Origin of the sequence: Peribacillus simplex (assembly GCF_030123325.1) — a bacterium.
GTDB classification, from domain to species: Bacteria; Bacillota; Bacilli; order Bacillales; family DSM-1321; genus Peribacillus; species Peribacillus simplex_D.
In genome coordinates, this window is sequence record NZ_CP126106.1 from 1,830,711 (window position 1) to 1,848,967 (window position 18,257).

The window sequence follows — 18,257 nt, forward strand, 5'->3', positions numbered from 1 at the left end:
ATACTAGTTTTTAAAAATCCCCATAATAAAAGACTGACTTTGAAGTGCACCTCCAATTTAACAATTGGAGGTGCAGTTTTTTTGACTAAATATATAGACGAAAAATCACATGCAGTTTTTGAGTACTCTTTAAAAGGAAAGCTGGTTAAAGTGTATAGGTTCACGGTTTTTTGTTTCCCCAAAGACTTTTTCAATCTTGCGTGTTTAGAAATGCCAACAGAGGAAATTTAAAACTAAAAAAACTAGGTAGGATAGTTTTGTAGGTATAAGTATGGTTCATCCTTTAAAATCCTATCTTCCGCAGTTTTTATTTTTTCCACAATATCTTGAATTTCATCATCGTTTTCTCCAATGTTTACGATTCTAAACGAAAGGAAGTGTAATCTTCATAGGGATTACTTGTTAAATCTAAATTAGAATTATTGGTAAGTTAAAATTAAGAGGTTGAAGAAGAATCTCAAATAGCATAGCCTGCAAAAATGAACGCAAACTAAAAATACTGGTTGCCGATAACGAAAAAGGATAAAAATTACACAGTATCATTAAATAGTGTATTTATTATTGTTGGCATCCAAATCGTATAACTAAATCAAACTACAGGGGTGGTGAAAAAATGTCTAAAAATAAAAATAAGCAATTTAAGAATAATGATGCTTTACCTAAAACAGATGTAGAATTTGCGAACAATGGACTTGAAAAAATAGCATTAAAAGCCCAGGAACGCAAAAAAAGTAAGCATATGTGACTTTCGAACTATCCCTCAAAAAAATTGATGTTTTTTGAGGGATACTAGAGTTACCGCTCCAAAATTAACGATTTGTTTCCCTATATCTTCTTGTATACCTCTGTGAATTCAATTAAAAAGAATATAATCGTTATCAGTAGAAGAAGCTCGTCAAAAAAAGCCTTTGCTCCACGGAGTAAAGGCAAGAATTTATCATTTTATTTTTCGTAGATAAGTTTTTCCGTTAAGAACATCAGCGAAAATTTCACTAATCTATCCCATTCTACTACTTAAAGCTTAGCATGAACTATATTGTTCCCAGGGATAATTTGCAGTTAAAAATGCAGCCAATTCCTTACTTTTTTGTTTCCTTTCCTTACGAATTCTTGCTCGATCAGGTGCGGTTTCATGTAATTTTCGCTCTTCTTCTGTTTCTGGAATGACTTGTGGAACACGTGTTGGCCGGTTATGTTGATCAAGTGCTACAAAAGTTAATAGTGCAGTTGCTGCGATTTTACGATTACCGCTTTTTAAGTCTTCTGCAATAATTTTCACAAAGACTTCCATTGACGAGGTACCTGTCCATGTTACATAAGATTCAAAGGAGACTGAATCTGTTGTTCGAACTGGATGTAAAAAATCAACTGAATCTGTTGAGGCAGTTACACATTCCCTACGGCTATGACGCGCTGCAGAAGTTGAGGATACCTGATCCAAGTGACTCATCAAACGACCACCGAACAAAGTATTATGATTATTTACATCATTTGGAAAAACACGACTTGTTCTTATAACTCTTGATTCTTTACAGTATTTAGTTTCCATTTACATATCTCCCTTTAATTTATAAACCTCTTTATAACCATTCCTAAAATAGTGAAACTGTCTCGTTCATATCGATTCGATTTTGAACAAGGTTCTAGTACGTCTATCTTTCTTTTTATAATCCTGACTAGTTCAAAGAAGGAATGTAAAAAGTTAAAATTAGCGAAAAATTCTGAATTTTTACGACTTAACTAAATCAAAATCATTAAAATAAATTACTTCTGTTAGGATTTTACAACCTTGCATCCTCCTGAAAGCATCTTTAGCTTCTTTCTCAGAGTCAAACTCATATATTTTAATGTTGTTCTTTGAATAAACAGTGATTACCCACATAAAAGGCCTCCAATAAAAAGTTTTTTAAATCTTTTTTCCATTAGATGATTTTATAACCACTGAAAACGAGAAGATTCAGCGGTCTTTCTTTTTCCAAACAATAAGCTGCTATACGCATATCGACTTTATGACTTAGTCTATAAATGGTTCATTATTTTAGGGTTAAGAACATATTTTGTGTACCTCCTAAGTTTTTAAATCTATATCAATCTACTATGCAAGTATCGCGCCAACTTGTAACTCGCAGAATTAAAAGAGTATTATCGACTTTAGACTGCCAAATTTTTTTGCATGAATAATTTTAGTGTGGAGATAGCAAAATATTTTTGCATCCATCTGCCACTCTCACAAAAAAGATTAAGCTGTGTATATTCAACCGAATTTACTTTAATAAGGTTACTTAAATAAATTATGCAGTTTAGTTTCTTCGTCAGCTAACGGTGCTTTACTTCAAAAACTAAGGTGATTCGGTAGCTTATTTAATGAACAAATGGGTGCGTTAGTTTAAGTAGGTATGGCTGCTTAGCCAGCCTTTTGATAATTGCCTCCAGAAGCAGCGGAAGGCATGGCGAATTCCATTTTATATGCTCTTATGGTCAGCAAAGAAGGCTAGTGGTAGCTTGGTTTTACAGACATTTAAGTAGTTCCATAGAAGAAGGAAGAAGCTTATGTGAGTTTATCCATATCCAAAAACGGGGATATGTTACTAAACAATAAAGAGGAGGAGACATTTTATGAAACTCGAAGTTTTGTGTAACGTAGAGAATTGTACGTACTGGGCCGAGGGGAATCAATGTGTTGCCGACTCCATTTATGTCGTGGGCCTTGATAACAATGATGCTGACAATGTTGAGGAAACGGCTTGTAAAACCTTTGAACCTCGCAAACAATAATGGAATACAGAATGGGCCGGACGGCTGATGCCGCCCGGTTTTTTAATTCGAGAAATAGGAACAGCCCCTATAGGTATGCAGTCATACCGGGTTCCTTTACCATTTTTAATGGGGACTGTCCCCTTAAAAATAATTTAATTAGCACGACTATGTAAGAGGCGATATAACTTGAAAATCAATTTAAAAACTTTATTAAATTAATGAACAAAATAATTTTAATAAAGCATGTTATATATTTGGTGGATTTTCAATAGTATTAGCGGGATATAATGTTGGACGTTTGGTCGTAATGATAATGTTCTAGTCTAGGCAATCAATAGTCATTCCTACGGTTAAAAAGGAAGGGCAGAAAACTAAAAATTATCTGCTCTTTTTTAATTTATCTTCTATTTGAACTAACATGTGAACAAATGTACTTACACTAAAGGGTACGTTAGCGCCATAAGAAGGTTGCCAAATGGTGGCCTTAGGATGAGAAAAGTGAGAATAGCTGATTAAATCGGTCTTATAATAGGTGAATAAAGAATATAATTAGACTTCAGATAGGGGCGAAAATAAAAATGAAACCAGATGAAACAGAAGAGTTTATTTTACTAAATCAGATTGTTGTAACGGAAGAGTTTTTAAATTCCAATCCGAGTGTTGAAAAAACACAACAAGTTTTAAATCATGTTAAACGGACAGGCTGCTTAGATGAACCCATTATGATAAATAGGGATACAAAGATCCTTAGGGACGGTTACAGACGCTATATTGCAGCCCAAAAGGTAGGGATGGAACTAGTCCCTATTATTTATGAAAAATAGGCTTTTACATAATCAAAAATAGAAAAAAGGAAGAAAACCCCTGCAATCAAAATTTTCGGGGGTTTTCTTCCTATAAGTTCGTTTAGTGTAAACCAGAACCATCCAGCAATCACTGAACAGCTAAACGTAAACCTACCTGAAAGTAAAAACATAACTTTTAAAGTCAAAAACACTACTTTTTATAAAAATTTAATGCTGAGAAACGCTCTACAAATAAATTAACTAACTTTAGATTTTTAATTACCTATTCGATTCAAATTAGAGACATAAGCTTATTTAAGGAAGTACTTATGTAATATATAATTAGTTTTGTTATTGAAACATATAAAACAATTATCTGACTAATGGATATATTATTGGAACTACTTAGATAAAAATTCGAATATTCTGAAAACTGGTGGTATAATAGAAAAAAGGTCAAGGAGTTGGTTTCCTATGGAAAAGAATTTGGCTAATACACCACCACAACCTTACATAAACGTTAAGGATTCTGAATTTGCTGAAATGGTGTTAAACAAAGCCCTTCTTAATTTCCGAAAAGAGCAAATCCGAAAAGAGATTGACCAGTCATTACAGGATCAAAACAAAGAAGAATTCCTACGATTAACAGAGGAATTGAAAAACATTTCTTAATATGTTGTTTAAAAAATGAACTTAAATATATTTGTAACTTTAAGAAGTACGCCAAAACGCCAACCCAAATCTATAAGGGATTGGCGTTTATGATTTTTATCGATTATGCACGATGTTATAAATAAGTTATTATTTGTTCCAAAACTCGTTCTTTTCTGAACACGCTTCTTTTTAATTTGAAAGGGGCATTTTTTATTGACTTAAATGTAATAAATTCCTGTTCATTACTCTATGTTCAAAAATTACTTATTTTTATATTATGTTAAAAAATATCAGAGCAATAAAGAGTGAGTGATAGTTGGTGTTAATTGGATATCCAAGTGTGTCAACCGGATTGCAAAATTTGGATTTACAAACAGATGCGTTAACGCAACATGATTGTACGATAATCCTTCACAACAAAATGAGAGAGACAAAAAAACAACGTCCTGATTTAGAGGAAACACATCAGTATGCATGTGAAGGCGATACAATCGTCGTTTGGAGATTGGATCAACTAGGCCATAACATGCAAGTTTTGATTCAAATTGAGTATAGCTTAATTGAAATAGGTATGGGCTTTCATAGTCTGCCAGAAAACCTATCAATGGACAAAAGCAATGCAACGGGATGGAGGTGGTTCAATCTAAAGACTGTATTCGAGATCGTAGATCTTTATTTATGCGTAAAATTTTAGTTTTACGCATAAATGTACATAGAATTAGTCACTGGGTATAAAAATGGACTCAAGAAAATTATCATCGATGCGAAGTTTTATAAAAAAACTTGATGCATTAACCAAAAGAGATAGAGGGATTTTGATATATCCGTTTAACGGGGTTTACCGTAGATGATTCATTTCGTTGGGATGATCGGATGACAATGGAAGTAATGACTTTGAACTTAAATAATTCGTGGAAGTCTATATTATGGTAGGTTGATGAGTGTATTAAATAAGGTCTGAATGATGTGAACGTACCTAATAGTTTCGTTTAAGAATAAGGTTAATGGCACTGCAAAAGTTAAAATCAAGGAAAGGATGACAATGAACGTAGTAAGTGTTGATTATAGTAAATGTTTTACTTTAAGTAACTAGTTTGATAAACATATTACTTACTATGTATTAAAGTATGAACCTCGGTAGAATATATTATATTTACAAAGAAATATTAGTTAATAGGAAATGGCTCTTAAAGGTGAAGGCTGGAAGGTGGATCATGTAGAAGTCATTAAACCCCCTCCGGCTTTTGAAAAAGCCTAGCCAAAACTTTTAATATGTGGGGAGATTTCCCACGCCCCTTTTCCGCTCGCCACTAGGCAACTTGTTTGTAAAGTCATAAGGAATATTTGCTCTTTCTTTTTCTAAAAATAGATCATGTTCTACAAAAATACGTTTACCAAAAGTTGTAAGAATATCTAAAAATATTTCTTTTTTTTCAGGATCTTCGGTCATTCTTCTTAAGGTATCCACTGTTAAATTTTCCAACTCAGATAGATTAGTCATTCGAAAATTAATAACTTTCATTGTGCCATAGCAACGAAAATTAAATTCCTTGTTTTTTTGCCAGTTGTTGTAAATCAATATTCCTACTGCTACCGAACCTGAAAAAAATGAACCGATTAATGAACCATAAAAACTGGGTGGCAACCCTGAACTTTGAACTGCTGCTCCGATTAAGAACATATCTATCCCCCGAAATTAGCTTTTTTTCTTCTTTATTATCGCATGCAAAGAAAATAATGGAAATGAATACTGATAAAAAACCCCCCGAAGGTAGCTTTCTAATACCAAAACAAAATCCAATCTTTCTTAATCCACGTTTTCCTTCCATCTAAAAGTTTTAACTTTTTAGAAAAGTAAAAATGCCTTAAAACGCAAAATAGAGCGTTCTAAGGCACAAGTATATTCCGATTCAGAAAAGGCTTAGTTCTCTACACTATTTTCCTTATAAGCACAAACAGCTTGTCCAATATATTCATAGAATATGGAATGAAAATGCTCTTTACGAGGGACATTTGACAAAGCTCAAATTTCGCATGTTAGACATTTTAGTAAAGAGAAAAGGAGGTGCAGATAAAATGACTTGTACTATAAAAGGTTTAACTCAACCAATTTGTTTAACTCTTATTTACAATTTAAGTTCTCGCTTACTTGTAGATTCTTTCATTGACTGTGGAAACTGTGAACTAGGAGCTAGTTTAGATCCTAATAATAGAAATCTAACGATTAAAGTACCTCTAACTATTGGAGGTGAAGTTACATTTACTGATAATTTACAATCAGGTTGCGTTACAACACTTGTGGAATTAACTAAACAATCAAAGAAAAAGGAAAAATGATTACAATACACGTTATAGCAGGAACTACACGTATCTCGACTGAATCCTAAGTTAACAAATAGATCCAAGAGCTAAATCTATGTATACCAAAGGTTTGGCTCTTTACCTTGTTGCAGGAATGATTTTAAAAAATAGAAAAGTAAACAATTTTTTAAAATTGCATTTTTGTTTACTGTTGCTTTCTAAAAGTTAAAACTTTTAGACACATTCGTAAATGTCTACTTTTACGAACCTACAGCTTTCATAATTAGATAAATAAAGATGAAATAGAAAAAGCTCTAGTGGTTAATCTAGGGCTTTTTATTGATCATCTAGCAAGCCCTTGCTACATCAAGGTTGTATAAAATCCAATAAACGATAAAAAACGACTAAGAACCAAACCCCTGATTCACACGGGTTTGGCTTTATAAATTATTCATGAAGAAGATTGTATATTGATTTAGCAATTTATATAAAGGAGATATGTTTTAATCATCATCTTCGGCAACGGCATCTGTTACTACAAAATCGGCAAGGATCTATACAATTACCGACACGTCGAACGAACAAATGCTGGTATTTCCAGAAGCATCGGTAGCTTTACAAATGACCTTTGTCGTACAAGGAGGAAAGAAAGAACCCCGAAGCTGGTGTACACACAACCGTAACCCCAGGACAGTTATCGCTCACTATAGGATCAAAGTGAACGATTGCCCCATTTGAACATCGATCACTACAAACCGTGAAGTCGGCAGGACCTTTAAACACTGGCGGTTCAGTATCTTTTACTGTTACTGCAAACGAACAACGAGCGCTTATATTCCCAGCAGCATCCACGGCTCTACATGCCACCATAGTTGTTCCAACAGGAAAGAACGATCCAGAAGGTGGGAAACAAAAAGATGTTGCTCCAGGACAGTTATCATTTACAGTTGGCGGTGGATAGTTCACTATCGCCCCACAAACACCAGGGTCATTATCCTGAGTGATGTTACCTGAACAGATGATGGTTGGCCGTTCGACATCAAATACTGTTACTCTAAACGAACAAGGAGCGCTTGTTTTCCCCGCAGTATCCGTGGCTCTACATGTCACCATAGTTGTTCCAACAGGAAAGAACGATCCAGAAGGTGGGGAACAAACAGATGCTGCTCCAGGACAGTTATCATTTACAGTTGGCGGTGGATAGTTCACTATCGCCCCACAAACACCAGGGTCATTACCCTGAGTGATGTTACCTGGACAGATGATGGTTGGCCGTTCGACATCGTTTACTGTGACCGTAAAGGAGCATTTTGCAGTTCCTCCACAGATGTGACCCTTGGTATGATAAAAATCCCAGGCTGATAGGATGAAGGGACTAAAATTAACAAAATAAGCAGATCTATTATTTTAATAATATCCAAAAAAAGAAAATGTTGTATTTCACAAAAATGGTTGAGCGCCGTTTAAAGCTAAAAAATTTCCGAAATGGGCGGTATAGCATTGTTACACCCGTTCGTAAAAGTACATTTTTGCGAACGGGGCATTTTTTTATAAAATCACCTACTTTTAACATCCGTTAAAGTATGGATAAACAAAGTGGGAAAAATTTTGAACGAGAACAATATCAATTGTTAAAACGAATGATCCATAAGGGGATGTTCTTTACATTCATTCACTGGATCGTTTTGGACGGAACAAGGATGAAACCCTTAGATTCTAAGACTAAGTGTTTTTATTTGTCAGATTGACTTAGGGTGTAAATGAGAAAGGTGTCACGATTGTTTGCTTAATTGGCTAGTAATTTTGTTCTTAATCTTGACATTTCTTTATCCATTAAGGAAGAAGCTTTGGCAAGCTCAATTAGCTGCTTTTGAGCATCCTCTGGTATAGTCTCGCCTTGATATTTATAGTTTAGTTTATGCTCGGTGGATGCCCAAAAATCCATAGCGGAAGTACGAATTTGTATTTCTGCAGGAACCCATATTATTTCGTTGGATAGGATGACCTGGGTTTCTACAATCAGGTGCAAACTTTTATATCCGCTCATTTTCGGGTCCTGAATATAATCCTTTACGTGTATCATTCGAATGTCTTCACGTTGCTCGATATGCTCCTTCAACATATATACGTCATCAATAAAACTTGTGACAATTCTTACTCCCAAAATATCTCTTATTTCATTCCTCACCGCTTCTTGTGTTAAAGGGATTTCTTTTCTTTGTATTTTCTCCACCAAAGAACTTAATTTTTTCATACGTGTTTTCATATGTTCAATAGGAGAATAGCCATGTTGTGTTTTCCATTCTAAATCAATAACCTTGAAATCACTTTCTAATTCATGCAATGCCATTTGGTAAGGTAAAAAGAACCCCCTCCAATTGTCTAATACTTTTTGAATAACCTCGATTTTCATCTTTTTTTTCAGCATGTCCACAGCCCTCCTGTTATTATTCTGTTATCATAACCAAGATACCCTAAAAAAAAGCAACTTTCCATTTTTGTGAAAGTTGCTTTTACTGATTATTTATCAACAGAGTGAAATAAGATTGTGAATAAATGTACTTAAACTATCGGGTGCGTTAGCTGAAGAACGGAGTTGTCTTTAAGGCAGCTTTTTCTTTATGCAACTAAACCAGCTAATAGTTTGTCAACATTTATCAATAAAAACTAAAAATATTTCATGCTATACTAAAAATATGCATGCCAAATTACCTTTCAACGAACTGCCTTTGGAAAGTTTTGTGATATTTAGTTATACTTTTAAACTAGGCCAGGTCTTGGAAAGTCGAGTTGTTTTGTAATAGTGCATATATCCATTGTAGAAGCTTATTAGCACATGCTATAACAGCTACTTTATAGGGCTTTCCTTCTTTCCGTTTCTTATCATAGAACTCACGCAATCTCTTGTTACGAGGGATAACTTCATCAGTCGTTTTCTTTTTGCGACAATCACGAATGGCACATCGAACAGCCATATATAAGGCATGCCGTAATCTACTCGAACCTCTTTTGGTTATTTTGTTTACGGATCCCTTGAATATACCAGATTCAAAGATACTAGGATCAATTCCTGCAAATGCTACGAGTTTTTTAGGGTGATTAAACCGATCAATCTCACCAATTTCAGAAATAATCGTTGCCGCGATTTTTTCACCGATACCAGGGATTGATTGGATTATCTTATATTCTTCAATTTCTTTAGCCAAAGCACCTATCTCTTCTTCCAACTTTGATAGGTGCTTTTGGTATTCTATAAGCATTTTGATATACATTTCTAAGCTCATTATATGACTTTGATACAGTGTTGTCTGAAAGGGATTTTTAGCTGCTGCAGCTATAAGTTTCTTTGCCTTTGTATTTGCCCACTTTCTTGAACGACTTGTACAAAATTCATCGATTTTATTACCTAAAGCTTCTTCATCGACTACCAAAACATCTCCAGATGTAGGATATTCTAATAAGGTTAGTAAAGAGACAACTGAATATAAATCCCCAAAAACCCCATGATACTCAGGGAAAACCTGATCAAGTACTGCTTGAAATTGGAGTTTCGTTTGTACATATATACCCGTTACATTTTCGTGTTGTCTTGTAAGGTTACGAAGGTTTAAGAGTTGAATTCCTCGTTTTTTATTTGGTTCCAGATCTTCTTTATAATACAGCTCGCAGAGATGGTAAGCATCAATCACATCTGTCTTTACTTTTCGTAGAGATGAGCTCTTTGCTCGATAGGAGACAAGTGGGTTAATGATAATTAGTAAATAACCTCTTTCCTCGAAATACTGAACAAATGGAGTATGATAATGCCCAGTAGACTCTAAAACGACCGGAGGTCGAATTCCTGTTAAGTTTTCTATCTCTCTAAGATATCGGTGTAAGCTCTCTAGCCCTTCAACGGTATGTGCTACTTTAAAACTTCTTTTATAAGGCTTCTTCTTATCCAAGAATGCTTGAACCTGACTTTCACCTTTAGCTACATCCAGACCTACTACTGGATTCATTTTTATCTCCTCCAAAAACATAATATTGCCGGTAACCCCTAATCCTTCTTGCAGTATCATAGCTTCGCTTGTTATACGAGATCTTGGTCCCAACCAGCCAAATCATGTTTAAGCAAGTAGGGGGCGAACTGTTTAGTTGACGGGATCTTAAGCCCCACGGGCAGGTACGTTCTACCCCGGCTACCGTTATCATATATCGATATAAAAAATGTTCAACCAGAAATAACTGGCTGACCTTATAATACTAACGGGGCAGGATAGTTCAAGAAGAATTGACACAAGAAGGTCGTCAATGAAGGCGATCTTCTTGTGTCAAGTTTTTAGAATAAGTGATTAATAATTGGAATATTATGTTAAAACCAAAGCGAGCAGAGCAGTTTTTAGGGTATTGATGGTGAGAGTATTGGGGGAAATGATTATCTTCGTGAAAAGTCCTATGATTCATTAAAACTAAAACAGTTTAAATTATAATTCTTAAGGGGTGTTTATTTATAGTTATAAATAGAAAAAAAAATGAGAGTTTAATTGGAAGCGCTCTGTTCATTGTAGAGGTAGAGATTTACGAACTGACTGGTCTGGCGGCCGAGGTGACCTCATGACAGGAATGAAAAAGCAGCCAATTTCACATTTGATGAAGAAGCGTAGATTTTGGGGTTATGGTGCAGCTATAGCGGTAATGCCTTATCTGTTAATCAAAATCGCCTGGACGTTCGGTGTCTTCATGCCGACCGAACAAATGGGCGGCCCAAGTTGGCGCACTGCAAACGCAGTAACAATGGTTCTAGCTGCAGTTGGTATCCTGTTAGCATTGGCGTTTAGCATGACATGGGGTGAGCGACTGCCCGCCTGGTTGGTTGCCCTGCCCGTCTGGGTAGGTACTGGTTTACTAATTCCTATGCTGTTGCTGGCACCTGTGCTTGGTCCTGCTGCTATGATACGCGATCAGCAGGCAGGAGCTGCCAACGTTTGGGTATATGAGCAGATTTTCGTAATGGTCTCACTGGTTGGAGTCGGCATCTGCCTGCCTTTCGCCTTAGCTGGATACGCTAAAGCGCGTTGGCCAGAGGCATTTGCTGATCCAATCGACATTGAATTACTCCCGGGCAACAGCCAGAAATTGCATATCACCTTGGCTAGGCTTGTCGCAGCTGGCTGTATCCTGCTTGGATTTATTAAGCTATTCTGGGCGGTTGGTGGAACTATTGGCATCAACCCATCTATGTTGGATAACCGCGATCTATGGTGGCACCTATTGTCGTTGAGTACCGGTGTATGGGCCTTCGCGGGGGCGTGGGGTTTGTTGGTACTGACCACCCGCCGCGGGTTGAAGAGGTTCTTCCCTCCTATGGCAGCAGCATGGATCTCGTCGGGAATGCTGTTCTCTTATAACCTTTTTAACCGATTGTCCGCCACTCGCCCCGATGCACAACCTGCTCTAGAGTACCCACTTGCATATGTACTAACCACCGAGTTAAGTAGCATCTTGGGAGTGATGATGGGAATAATTATCCTGATGGTACTGCACGACCGCCGGAGAGCAATACGCAGTTCTAAAAGGAATTAATGTTCCTAATATTGAATTATATTTATAAAAAGAAAATAAATTAAATGAAAAGGCCCCCAATTTGGGGGCCTTTATAATGTGCGATTCTTACAATTATCATACATTCAAATCAAGTAAGAATTCCCTTGAAGGCATCCTTATAAGAGACGAAGAAGTTGTGTCAGAAAATAAATAACTCCCTATTAAAAAACCACACATCATAGTGTGGTTTTTCACTTTTCTTCCTTTTATGCTTCTTTTACATCCATTCCCTTCATCATCGAACGGTCTTGGAGGCTCTCGGAACGCATGCTATATGCCACTAGCTTCTTCTTGTACTGTTTTACGACATCGAGATGGTCGCCGTACACGAACACCAGTAACCGAATATCCTTTTTGTCTTTTTTCGTATCGATGACCAATGGCTCTACACCACTCGTTGGCTGTAAAAACAAGGATTCGTTTCCAGGAAATATATGATTTTTCTTCAAAACCATCGCGTGGTTAACATCCTGAATCACCTGTTTCTTCGCTTCCCCTTCCAATCGTTTTCCGTCCATCGTGATCACGGTATTCCCGTCACTAAGTGTTGGATGCATCTTAAATTTATTCAAAAGCCAATTGACGACATCGGTTGGAAGGCAGGTAACAACTAGTTTAAATATCGTCATAATAATGGTCAAAATCAAAACGGGTCCTGTCATTTTTTCATCATCTCCGTATGTTATAAATGCCTCATGATAAACAGCTACCTTTATATTACCAAAAGAATGGACATTTTTTCTTCGAAAATATGTCCATTCTCGCAACGTTTTCCTTTTGGGGCGTGTAGTATAAACTAATGGACATGAGGTGCTCCGCAGCTCCTTTCATATTGAAAAGGGTGGATTAGTTTAAGAAACGTAGTGTATTCATAACGGGTGCTTTACTGCAATAAGGGGGGGCAGAGGCAGCCTTTTTTTATGGAAACTATAGGGGCAGGGTTATTGAATAACTGTAAACACCCTAGAGGCTACATTAATGATTGTTAAAAATTAATTAATTTAAGAGGAAAACCTATGAAAAGAAGAATTAGAAATAAACTTAAAAAAGGTATATGTACGATATTCTACAACAAATATTTTCTGATTATTTGTTAAATTCTGAATTATTCATTGAAATATATATTGGAAAGTGTTTTAATAAATGTAAGAATATAACTTATCGGATATGTGATGTCTGAAAGGATAGAGGGTGGGTGTGTAAATGTGGGGAAAATATTCATCAAGAAAGTGTCGGAAACAGTCGAACAAGAAATAGAGAAGATGATAGAGTCTGGTAAATTTCAGTCAGGTGAAAAGCTTCCATCCGTTAGGGAATTATGTGATTTATTCGGTGTTGGACGTTCCGCTGTCCGAGATGCAATCACAACACTTAAAGGAAAAGGTACTGTTTACGTGAAACAAGGGGAAGGTACATACATTTGCGAATTTGATTCCACAAAATTGTTTACCAACCATATGTTAATCCCCAGCTGTGAAGACATAAAAGACTTATTTCAAGTCAGGAAAATATTGGAGACAGGTATTGCGGAAATGGCTGCTTCCAATCGGTCGGTACAAGATTTGGTACGTATGGAAGAAATCCTTTCAAACCTCTGTATCAATGGCTGGGAAGGGGACTACCACTTTCATATGGCGATTGCTAATGCGACAGGAAACAAAAGCCTGATCCAATTAGTGCAAACCATTTCAACCACCATGAAGAAGGCAATGATTGATTTTCACAGGTATATTCAAGAGAATGAGAACATCGTAAAAACGATGGATGAACAACATGATAAAATCTATGAATCAATAAAGATGGGGAACCCTATAAAAGCTAATCAGTCGATGATTAACCACTTACATTATGTTGAAGAAATTTTGCAAAACAATATTTTACAAAAGGTATGAAGTTTAAAATGTTTTTTTGCAACAATATAGAAACGATGTTGGTTATTACGAAACAAAAAGGAGGCGTGGGTTTTGATCGTAGCGGATCTTCTATCAGATTTAAAGTCATTTTTACCTGATGTGCAAATAGTTGATGGGAAAAATCAAAGACATCCACTTGGGAATGGTGGTCAGGTATCGGTTTACCCGAAAACAGAGGGAGAAATAGCAAGTATTTTAAAGTATGCAAACGATAAAGGGAAAAAAATAACGGTGGTAGGAGGCGGAACCAAGAGAGGTTTTGGAGGATTGATTGAAACAGCTGATATCTTACTCTCATTATCGAAATATAAAGGAATTGTCAAACATACTGTAGGAGATATGACATTAACGGTTAAAGCAGGTACTTCATTTAAAGAATTGCAAGAATATTTGGCACAACATAATCAGAAGGTTTCATTGGACCCTGTATGGCCTGAAGATGCCACAATTGGCGGAATCATCGCTTCAAATGAAAGCGGCCCCAAAAGATTGGGTTATGGTTCTTCCAGAGATGTGGTAATAGGACTTCGCTTGGTTTACCCGGATGGCAATATCATAAGAGCTGGGGGAAATGTAGTAAAGAATGTTGCTGGGTACGATATGAACAAACTTTTTATAGGATCGATGGGTACACTTGGTATTTTATCTGAAGTGACTTTGAAGCTTAGACCAATACCAAAGTACGAAAGCCTTGGACTGTTAGTGTTTCCCGATGGAAATCTCGAAGAAGTTCGGTCACTAGCAGTTAAACTGTTGGATTCAGTGATGGAACCAATCGCTTTGGAACTGCTAAATCCAGCTTTATCGGAAAGGTTAACGGGGCAAAACGTTTATACATTAGCAATTTCATTTGAAGATGTGGAGAGCTCTGTTCATTACCAGGAGGATTTTGTAAAGAACATCCAACCTTCTAACGCAAAAATGACAGTGCTTTCACAAAATCAGGCACAAGCTTTTTGGGAAAAATTTTATTCGATTTCTCCAAATGGGGCAACACTTGCTAGTGGAAAACAAATAGAAGCCGCATTGAAAATAGGCGTTGTTAACCTAGATGTTTTGAAGGTCATTAAAGAATGCCACATTTTACATCACTCTAGTACTCTTACAGTAGAAGCACATGGAGGACTAGGTCATGGAATATGCCAGGTTAACCTAAAGGGAACTGACGAGGAAGACCTAACACAGGTAATATTAAAGCTCAGAAAATTCGTTGAAGCATTGGGTGGTTATGTGATTGTGAAGCATCTGCCTTTAACGCTCCGTCAGCAAATTGATGTATGGGGTGAAAAACCATCATATTTCTTCTTGTTAGATGGAATTAAAACAAAGATTGATCCGAATAGAGTACTTAATAATAAAAGATTCGTGGGAGGGATTTAATAGTGAGTCTGAGAGAAGTTGATATAAAGCAAGATCCATCATGTACATCTAATAGCTTAAGCAACTATCTATGGAGTGATAAGCCTGATGAAAACAAATGGGCAGATTGCGTACATTGTGGTATGTGTTTGGAATCCTGCCCAACATATGAGATAACAGGCCAGGAACAGCATTCTCCCCGTGGGCGTGTTCATCTTATCAAATCGGTAGCAGAAGGAAAGCTTGAAGTGAACGAGCAATTCATGGATCCTGTTTTTGCTTGTCTTGACTGTCGTGCATGTACCACTGCTTGTCCAGCGAATGTAGATGTCGGAGGATTAATTGAAGAGGCTCGCGGACAAATTCGACAGGCGATTCCATTGACAGGAGTGAAAGGAAAAGTAAGTAGAATAGTACTTGAAGGAATGTTCCCATATCAAAACCGAATGAATACAGTGGGGAGTTTATTAAAATTCTATCAAAAGAGCGGATTGCAGAAAGTTGTTCGCAAAACAGGGTTAATGAATATCATGCCACAGCATTTAATTGAGATGGAAGCAATTATGCCTGAAATTAAAGAGCCTGTACGCAAAAAATACAAAAATGAAAAAGTGATCAAAGCAATAGGAGAAACGAAAGCAGAAGTGGCGTTTATGACAGGTTGCGTGATGGACGTTATGTTCAGTGATATTAATCAGTCCACGATTAATGTTTTAACACGAAACGGAAATGATGTGACAATTCCACAAAACCAAACTTGCTGTGGAGCCTTACATGTTCATGCCGGTGACCGTGAAACTGGAAGAAAGCTGGCGAAACAGAATATCGAGGCGTTTAAGGATGCTGATAAAGTCATCGTTAACGCAGCAGGATGCGGCTGTATGCTTCAGGAATATGCTGAATTGTTTCGTGAAGAGCCTGAATGGCATGATAAAGCTGAAGAATTTTCCGCGAAGGTCGAGGACATCTCTAAATATATTCATGAAACAGGCTATGAAATACCAAAAGCTGAATTGAACACTCGTATCACATATCATGACGCATGCCATTTAGCACATGGTCAAGGAATTCGCCAGGAACCGAGAGACCTCCTTGTTAGTATTCCAGGAGTTGAAATGGTACATATGCCAAACGCTGATCGCTGCTGTGGAAGTGCAGGTATATATAACATCACTAATCCAGAAATGGCCGGTGCCGTGCTAGAAAGCAAAATGCAGAATGTGCCAGGCGATGTTGAGATGATTTCAATGGGTAACCCAGGATGTATGCTTCAGATGGCAATGGGGGTACAGAAGTATGGTAGAAATCAAAAAGTCGTCCATACAATTCAGCTTCTGGATTGGGCTTATCAAAAAGAGGATGATCTAAAGGGGGGGACAGTAAATGGCAACGAAAAAAATAAAATCGAATGATCGGCATATAAATAATTTAGAGGCTATTGTTGGCGACGCCAATTCAATTCTATTTCACAAAGAGGATCTGCTTGCCTATGATAGCGATGGATTCACGCTTCATAGACACTTACCTAAAGCGGTTGTGTTTCCAAAAGATACTCAGGAAGTAGCCAAACTAGTTAAATACTGTTCCGAAAATAAACTGCCGTTCCTAGCACGCGGCGCTGGAACCGGATTAAGCGGCGGTGCTATACCTTTAAATGAAGAAGTCATTATCAGTCTGGTCAGGATGAAGAAGCTATTAAGCGTTGATCTCGAAAATAGGCGTGCTGTTGTACAGCCTGGTTTTATCAACCTTAAACTCACGAACTCTATCTCTGATAAAGGATATTACTATGCTCCGGATCCTTCTAGCCAATATTGTTGTACAATTGGCGGAAATGTCGCAGAGAATGCTGGAGGTGCTCACTGTCTTAAATATGGAGTAACCACGAATCACATCCTAGGGCTGGAAGTAGTACTGCCTAACGGTGAGATTATAGAAATGGGCAAAAATGGAATTCCTGATTCTCCTGGATATGATTTGCTCGGCCTGTTGATAGGTTCTGAAGGAACATTAGGCATTGTAACGAAAATCACTGTTCGTATATTGAAAAATCCGGAAGCGAAACAAACTGTTCTTGCTTACTTTGATAAAGTGGAGGACGGAAGTCAGGCCGTGTCTGATATTATTTCAGCAGGAATCGTACCGGCAGCCCTTGAAATGATGGATAAAACAGCGATTGAGGGAGTGGAGGCGGCTGCTTTTCCAGTAGGTCATCCAAGGGATATTGAGGCTGTCCTACTCATTGAAGTGGATGGAATCTCAGCAGGTATTGAAGAGCAAATCAAACAAATTTTGGAAGTGTGTAAGTACAGAAATGTATTTGAAGTGAAGGTAGCACAGGATGAACTCGAAAGAGGTAGATGGTGGGCCAATCGTAAAACGGGATTTGGTGCCATGGGAGCCATTTCACCGGACTATTTAGTACAGGACGGTGTCATTCCACGAAGCAAATTGCCCGAGGTATTAAACAAAATCAATCGAATCAGCGAAGAATATGGTTTGCGAATCGCTAATATTTTCCATGCGGGTGATGGGAATTTACATCCACTTGTTCTTTTCGATGCCAGAATCCCTGGGGAAAGCGAAAAGGCCCTGGCAGCTGGTAGTGCCTGCCTAAAAGCATGTGCTGATGTTGGGGGGACGATTACAGGTGAACACGGAGTGGGAATTGAAAAAATAGAGGAAATGCGTTTCGTCTTTTCTGATGAAGAGATTATTGCACAAACAGATATTCGAGAAGTATTCAATCCTCATAACCTTTTAAATGCAGGGAAATTATTCCCAATGCCGGGACGCTGTGTTGAGATAAAAAGAGATTTAAAAGAAAAAGAAGCGGCTGCTATATCTTAAATATGTTTGTCTGGTAAGGCGCAGTTTATACAACGGATGAAGCCAATTCATT

At 37.1% G+C, this 18,257-nt stretch carries 18 protein-coding genes and 2 pseudogenes; 12 read left to right on the forward strand and 8 right to left on the reverse strand.

The genetic code is table 11. The features are described 5' to 3' along the window. Positions 1–613 precede the first annotated feature (613 nt). Positions 614–745, forward strand: a complete 132-nt coding sequence (locus tag QNH43_RS08845) for a hypothetical protein (RefSeq protein ID WP_283917512.1) — start codon at positions 614–616, stop codon at positions 743–745. Between the two features lie 276 nt (positions 746–1,021). On the opposite strand, the gene QNH43_RS08850 is transcribed toward QNH43_RS08845, so the two are convergent. Beyond that, positions 1,022–1,549, reverse strand: a complete 528-nt coding sequence (locus QNH43_RS08850) for an acyl-CoA thioesterase (protein ID WP_283917513.1) — start codon at positions 1,547–1,549, stop codon at positions 1,022–1,024. A 180-nt stretch (positions 1,550–1,729) separates the two neighbouring features. Beyond that, positions 1,730–1,882, reverse strand: coding sequence for a hypothetical protein (locus QNH43_RS08855; protein ID WP_283917514.1), 153 nt, complete (start codon positions 1,880–1,882; stop codon positions 1,730–1,732). A 734-nt stretch (positions 1,883–2,616) separates the two neighbouring features. Between QNH43_RS08855 and QNH43_RS08860 the strand changes: the two genes are divergently transcribed. The 4 genes from QNH43_RS08860 to QNH43_RS08875 all read left to right on the forward strand — a co-directional run bounded on the left by QNH43_RS08860 (position 2,617) and on the right by QNH43_RS08875 (position 4,890). Further along, a complete protein-coding gene (locus tag QNH43_RS08860; protein ID WP_101645284.1) occupies positions 2,617–2,775 on the forward strand; it encodes a DUF1540 domain-containing protein in 159 nt (52 codons plus the stop codon). Between the two features lie 560 nt (positions 2,776–3,335). Continuing rightward, the gene (locus QNH43_RS08865) at positions 3,336–3,581 is read left to right on the forward strand and encodes a ParB N-terminal domain-containing protein (RefSeq protein WP_283917515.1); all 246 of its coding nucleotides are present in this window, start codon (positions 3,336–3,338) and stop codon (positions 3,579–3,581) included. A 435-nt stretch (positions 3,582–4,016) separates the two neighbouring features. Then, complete coding sequence (locus tag QNH43_RS08870) at positions 4,017–4,214, forward strand: IDEAL domain-containing protein (protein WP_283917516.1); 198 nt, start codon at positions 4,017–4,019, stop codon at positions 4,212–4,214. A gap of 301 nt (positions 4,215–4,515) precedes the next feature. After that, positions 4,516–4,890, forward strand: a complete 375-nt coding sequence (locus tag QNH43_RS08875; protein WP_434060163.1) for a recombinase family protein — start codon at positions 4,516–4,518, stop codon at positions 4,888–4,890. A 573-nt stretch (positions 4,891–5,463) separates the two neighbouring features. On the opposite strand, the gene QNH43_RS08880 is transcribed toward QNH43_RS08875, so the two are convergent. After that, positions 5,464–5,877, reverse strand: a complete 414-nt coding sequence (locus QNH43_RS08880; RefSeq protein WP_283917517.1) for a hypothetical protein — start codon at positions 5,875–5,877, stop codon at positions 5,464–5,466. Between the two features lie 332 nt (positions 5,878–6,209). On the opposite strand from QNH43_RS08880, the gene QNH43_RS08885 reads away from it, so the two are divergent. Then, complete coding sequence (locus QNH43_RS08885; protein ID WP_283917518.1) at positions 6,210–6,533, forward strand: hypothetical protein; 324 nt, start codon at positions 6,210–6,212, stop codon at positions 6,531–6,533. A gap of 518 nt (positions 6,534–7,051) precedes the next feature. Here the strand turns inward: QNH43_RS08885 and QNH43_RS27745 are convergent. Together QNH43_RS27745 and QNH43_RS27750 are read right to left on the reverse strand one after the other, a co-directional pair. Next, on the reverse strand, positions 7,052–7,174 hold the full coding sequence (locus tag QNH43_RS27745; protein ID WP_434060164.1) for an HYR domain-containing protein: 123 nt from the start codon (positions 7,172–7,174) through the stop codon (positions 7,052–7,054). A gap of 184 nt (positions 7,175–7,358) precedes the next feature. Next, positions 7,359–7,865: pseudogene (locus QNH43_RS27750) on the reverse strand (HYR domain-containing protein); the annotation flags it as partial. Positions 7,866–8,080: 215 nt separating this feature from the next. On the opposite strand from QNH43_RS27750, the pseudogene QNH43_RS08895 reads away from it, so the two are divergent. Beyond that, positions 8,081–8,211 (forward strand): annotated as a pseudogene (locus tag QNH43_RS08895) (recombinase family protein); the annotation flags it as partial. A gap of 72 nt (positions 8,212–8,283) precedes the next feature. Here QNH43_RS08895 and QNH43_RS08900 read toward each other — a convergent pair. Both QNH43_RS08900 and QNH43_RS08905 read right to left on the reverse strand, forming a co-directional pair. Beyond that, positions 8,284–8,925, reverse strand: coding sequence for a GTP pyrophosphokinase (locus QNH43_RS08900; RefSeq protein WP_283917520.1), 642 nt, complete (start codon positions 8,923–8,925; stop codon positions 8,284–8,286). Positions 8,926–9,262: 337 nt separating this feature from the next. Next, complete coding sequence (locus QNH43_RS08905; RefSeq protein WP_283917521.1) at positions 9,263–10,498, reverse strand: IS110 family RNA-guided transposase; 1,236 nt, start codon at positions 10,496–10,498, stop codon at positions 9,263–9,265. A 595-nt stretch (positions 10,499–11,093) separates the two neighbouring features. Between QNH43_RS08905 and QNH43_RS08910 the strand changes: the two genes are divergently transcribed. Further along, positions 11,094–12,062, forward strand: coding sequence for a hypothetical protein (locus QNH43_RS08910; RefSeq protein WP_283917522.1), 969 nt, complete (start codon positions 11,094–11,096; stop codon positions 12,060–12,062). Between the two features lie 227 nt (positions 12,063–12,289). Here QNH43_RS08910 and QNH43_RS08915 read toward each other — a convergent pair whose 3' ends face one another. Then, complete coding sequence (locus QNH43_RS08915; RefSeq protein ID WP_283917523.1) at positions 12,290–12,745, reverse strand: YfmQ family protein; 456 nt, start codon at positions 12,743–12,745, stop codon at positions 12,290–12,292. 543 nt (positions 12,746–13,288) lie between these two features. Here QNH43_RS08915 and QNH43_RS08920 point away from each other — a divergent pair. The 4 genes from QNH43_RS08920 to QNH43_RS08935 all read left to right on the forward strand — a co-directional run bounded on the left by QNH43_RS08920 (position 13,289) and on the right by QNH43_RS08935 (position 18,205). After that, complete coding sequence (locus QNH43_RS08920; RefSeq protein ID WP_283917524.1) at positions 13,289–13,975, forward strand: FadR/GntR family transcriptional regulator; 687 nt, start codon at positions 13,289–13,291, stop codon at positions 13,973–13,975. A gap of 72 nt (positions 13,976–14,047) precedes the next feature. Continuing rightward, on the forward strand, positions 14,048–15,376 hold the full coding sequence (locus QNH43_RS08925) for an FAD-binding oxidoreductase (protein ID WP_283917525.1): 1,329 nt from the start codon (positions 14,048–14,050) through the stop codon (positions 15,374–15,376). A gap of 2 nt (positions 15,377–15,378) precedes the next feature. Then, a complete protein-coding gene (locus QNH43_RS08930; protein ID WP_283917526.1) occupies positions 15,379–16,767 on the forward strand; it encodes a (Fe-S)-binding protein in 1,389 nt (462 codons plus the stop codon). Next, on the forward strand, positions 16,739–18,205 hold the full coding sequence (locus QNH43_RS08935; protein WP_283917527.1) for an FAD-linked oxidase C-terminal domain-containing protein: 1,467 nt from the start codon (positions 16,739–16,741) through the stop codon (positions 18,203–18,205). The genes QNH43_RS08930 and QNH43_RS08935 overlap by 29 nt, the downstream gene beginning before the upstream one ends. Positions 18,206–18,257 lie beyond the last annotated feature (52 nt).

What these genes read in the sequence shown, in the direction of transcription:
- QNH43_RS08860 (WP_101645284.1), top strand. Translation starts at nt 2,617, where the DNA reads ATGAAACTCGAAGTTTTGTGTAACGTAGAGAATTGTACGTACTGGGCC.
- QNH43_RS08855 (WP_283917514.1), bottom strand. Translation starts at nt 1,882, where the DNA reads ATGTGGGTAATCACTGTTTATTCAAAGAACAACATTAAAATATATGAG.
- QNH43_RS08845 (WP_283917512.1), top strand. Translation starts at nt 614, where the DNA reads ATGTCTAAAAATAAAAATAAGCAATTTAAGAATAATGATGCTTTACCT.
- QNH43_RS08880 (WP_283917517.1), bottom strand. Translation starts at nt 5,877, where the DNA reads ATGTTCTTAATCGGAGCAGCAGTTCAAAGTTCAGGGTTGCCACCCAGT.
- QNH43_RS08915 (WP_283917523.1), bottom strand. Translation starts at nt 12,745, where the DNA reads ATGACAGGACCCGTTTTGATTTTGACCATTATTATGACGATATTTAAA.
- QNH43_RS08905 (WP_283917521.1), bottom strand. Translation starts at nt 10,498, where the DNA reads ATGAATCCAGTAGTAGGTCTGGATGTAGCTAAAGGTGAAAGTCAGGTT.
- QNH43_RS08935 (WP_283917527.1), top strand. Translation starts at nt 16,739, where the DNA reads ATGGCAACGAAAAAAATAAAATCGAATGATCGGCATATAAATAATTTA.
- QNH43_RS08865 (WP_283917515.1), top strand. Translation starts at nt 3,336, where the DNA reads ATGAAACCAGATGAAACAGAAGAGTTTATTTTACTAAATCAGATTGTT.
- QNH43_RS08870 (WP_283917516.1), top strand. Translation starts at nt 4,017, where the DNA reads ATGGAAAAGAATTTGGCTAATACACCACCACAACCTTACATAAACGTT.
- QNH43_RS08910 (WP_283917522.1), top strand. Translation starts at nt 11,094, where the DNA reads ATGACAGGAATGAAAAAGCAGCCAATTTCACATTTGATGAAGAAGCGT.
- QNH43_RS08900 (WP_283917520.1), bottom strand. Translation starts at nt 8,925, where the DNA reads ATGCTGAAAAAAAAGATGAAAATCGAGGTTATTCAAAAAGTATTAGAC.
- QNH43_RS08850 (WP_283917513.1), bottom strand. Translation starts at nt 1,549, where the DNA reads ATGGAAACTAAATACTGTAAAGAATCAAGAGTTATAAGAACAAGTCGT.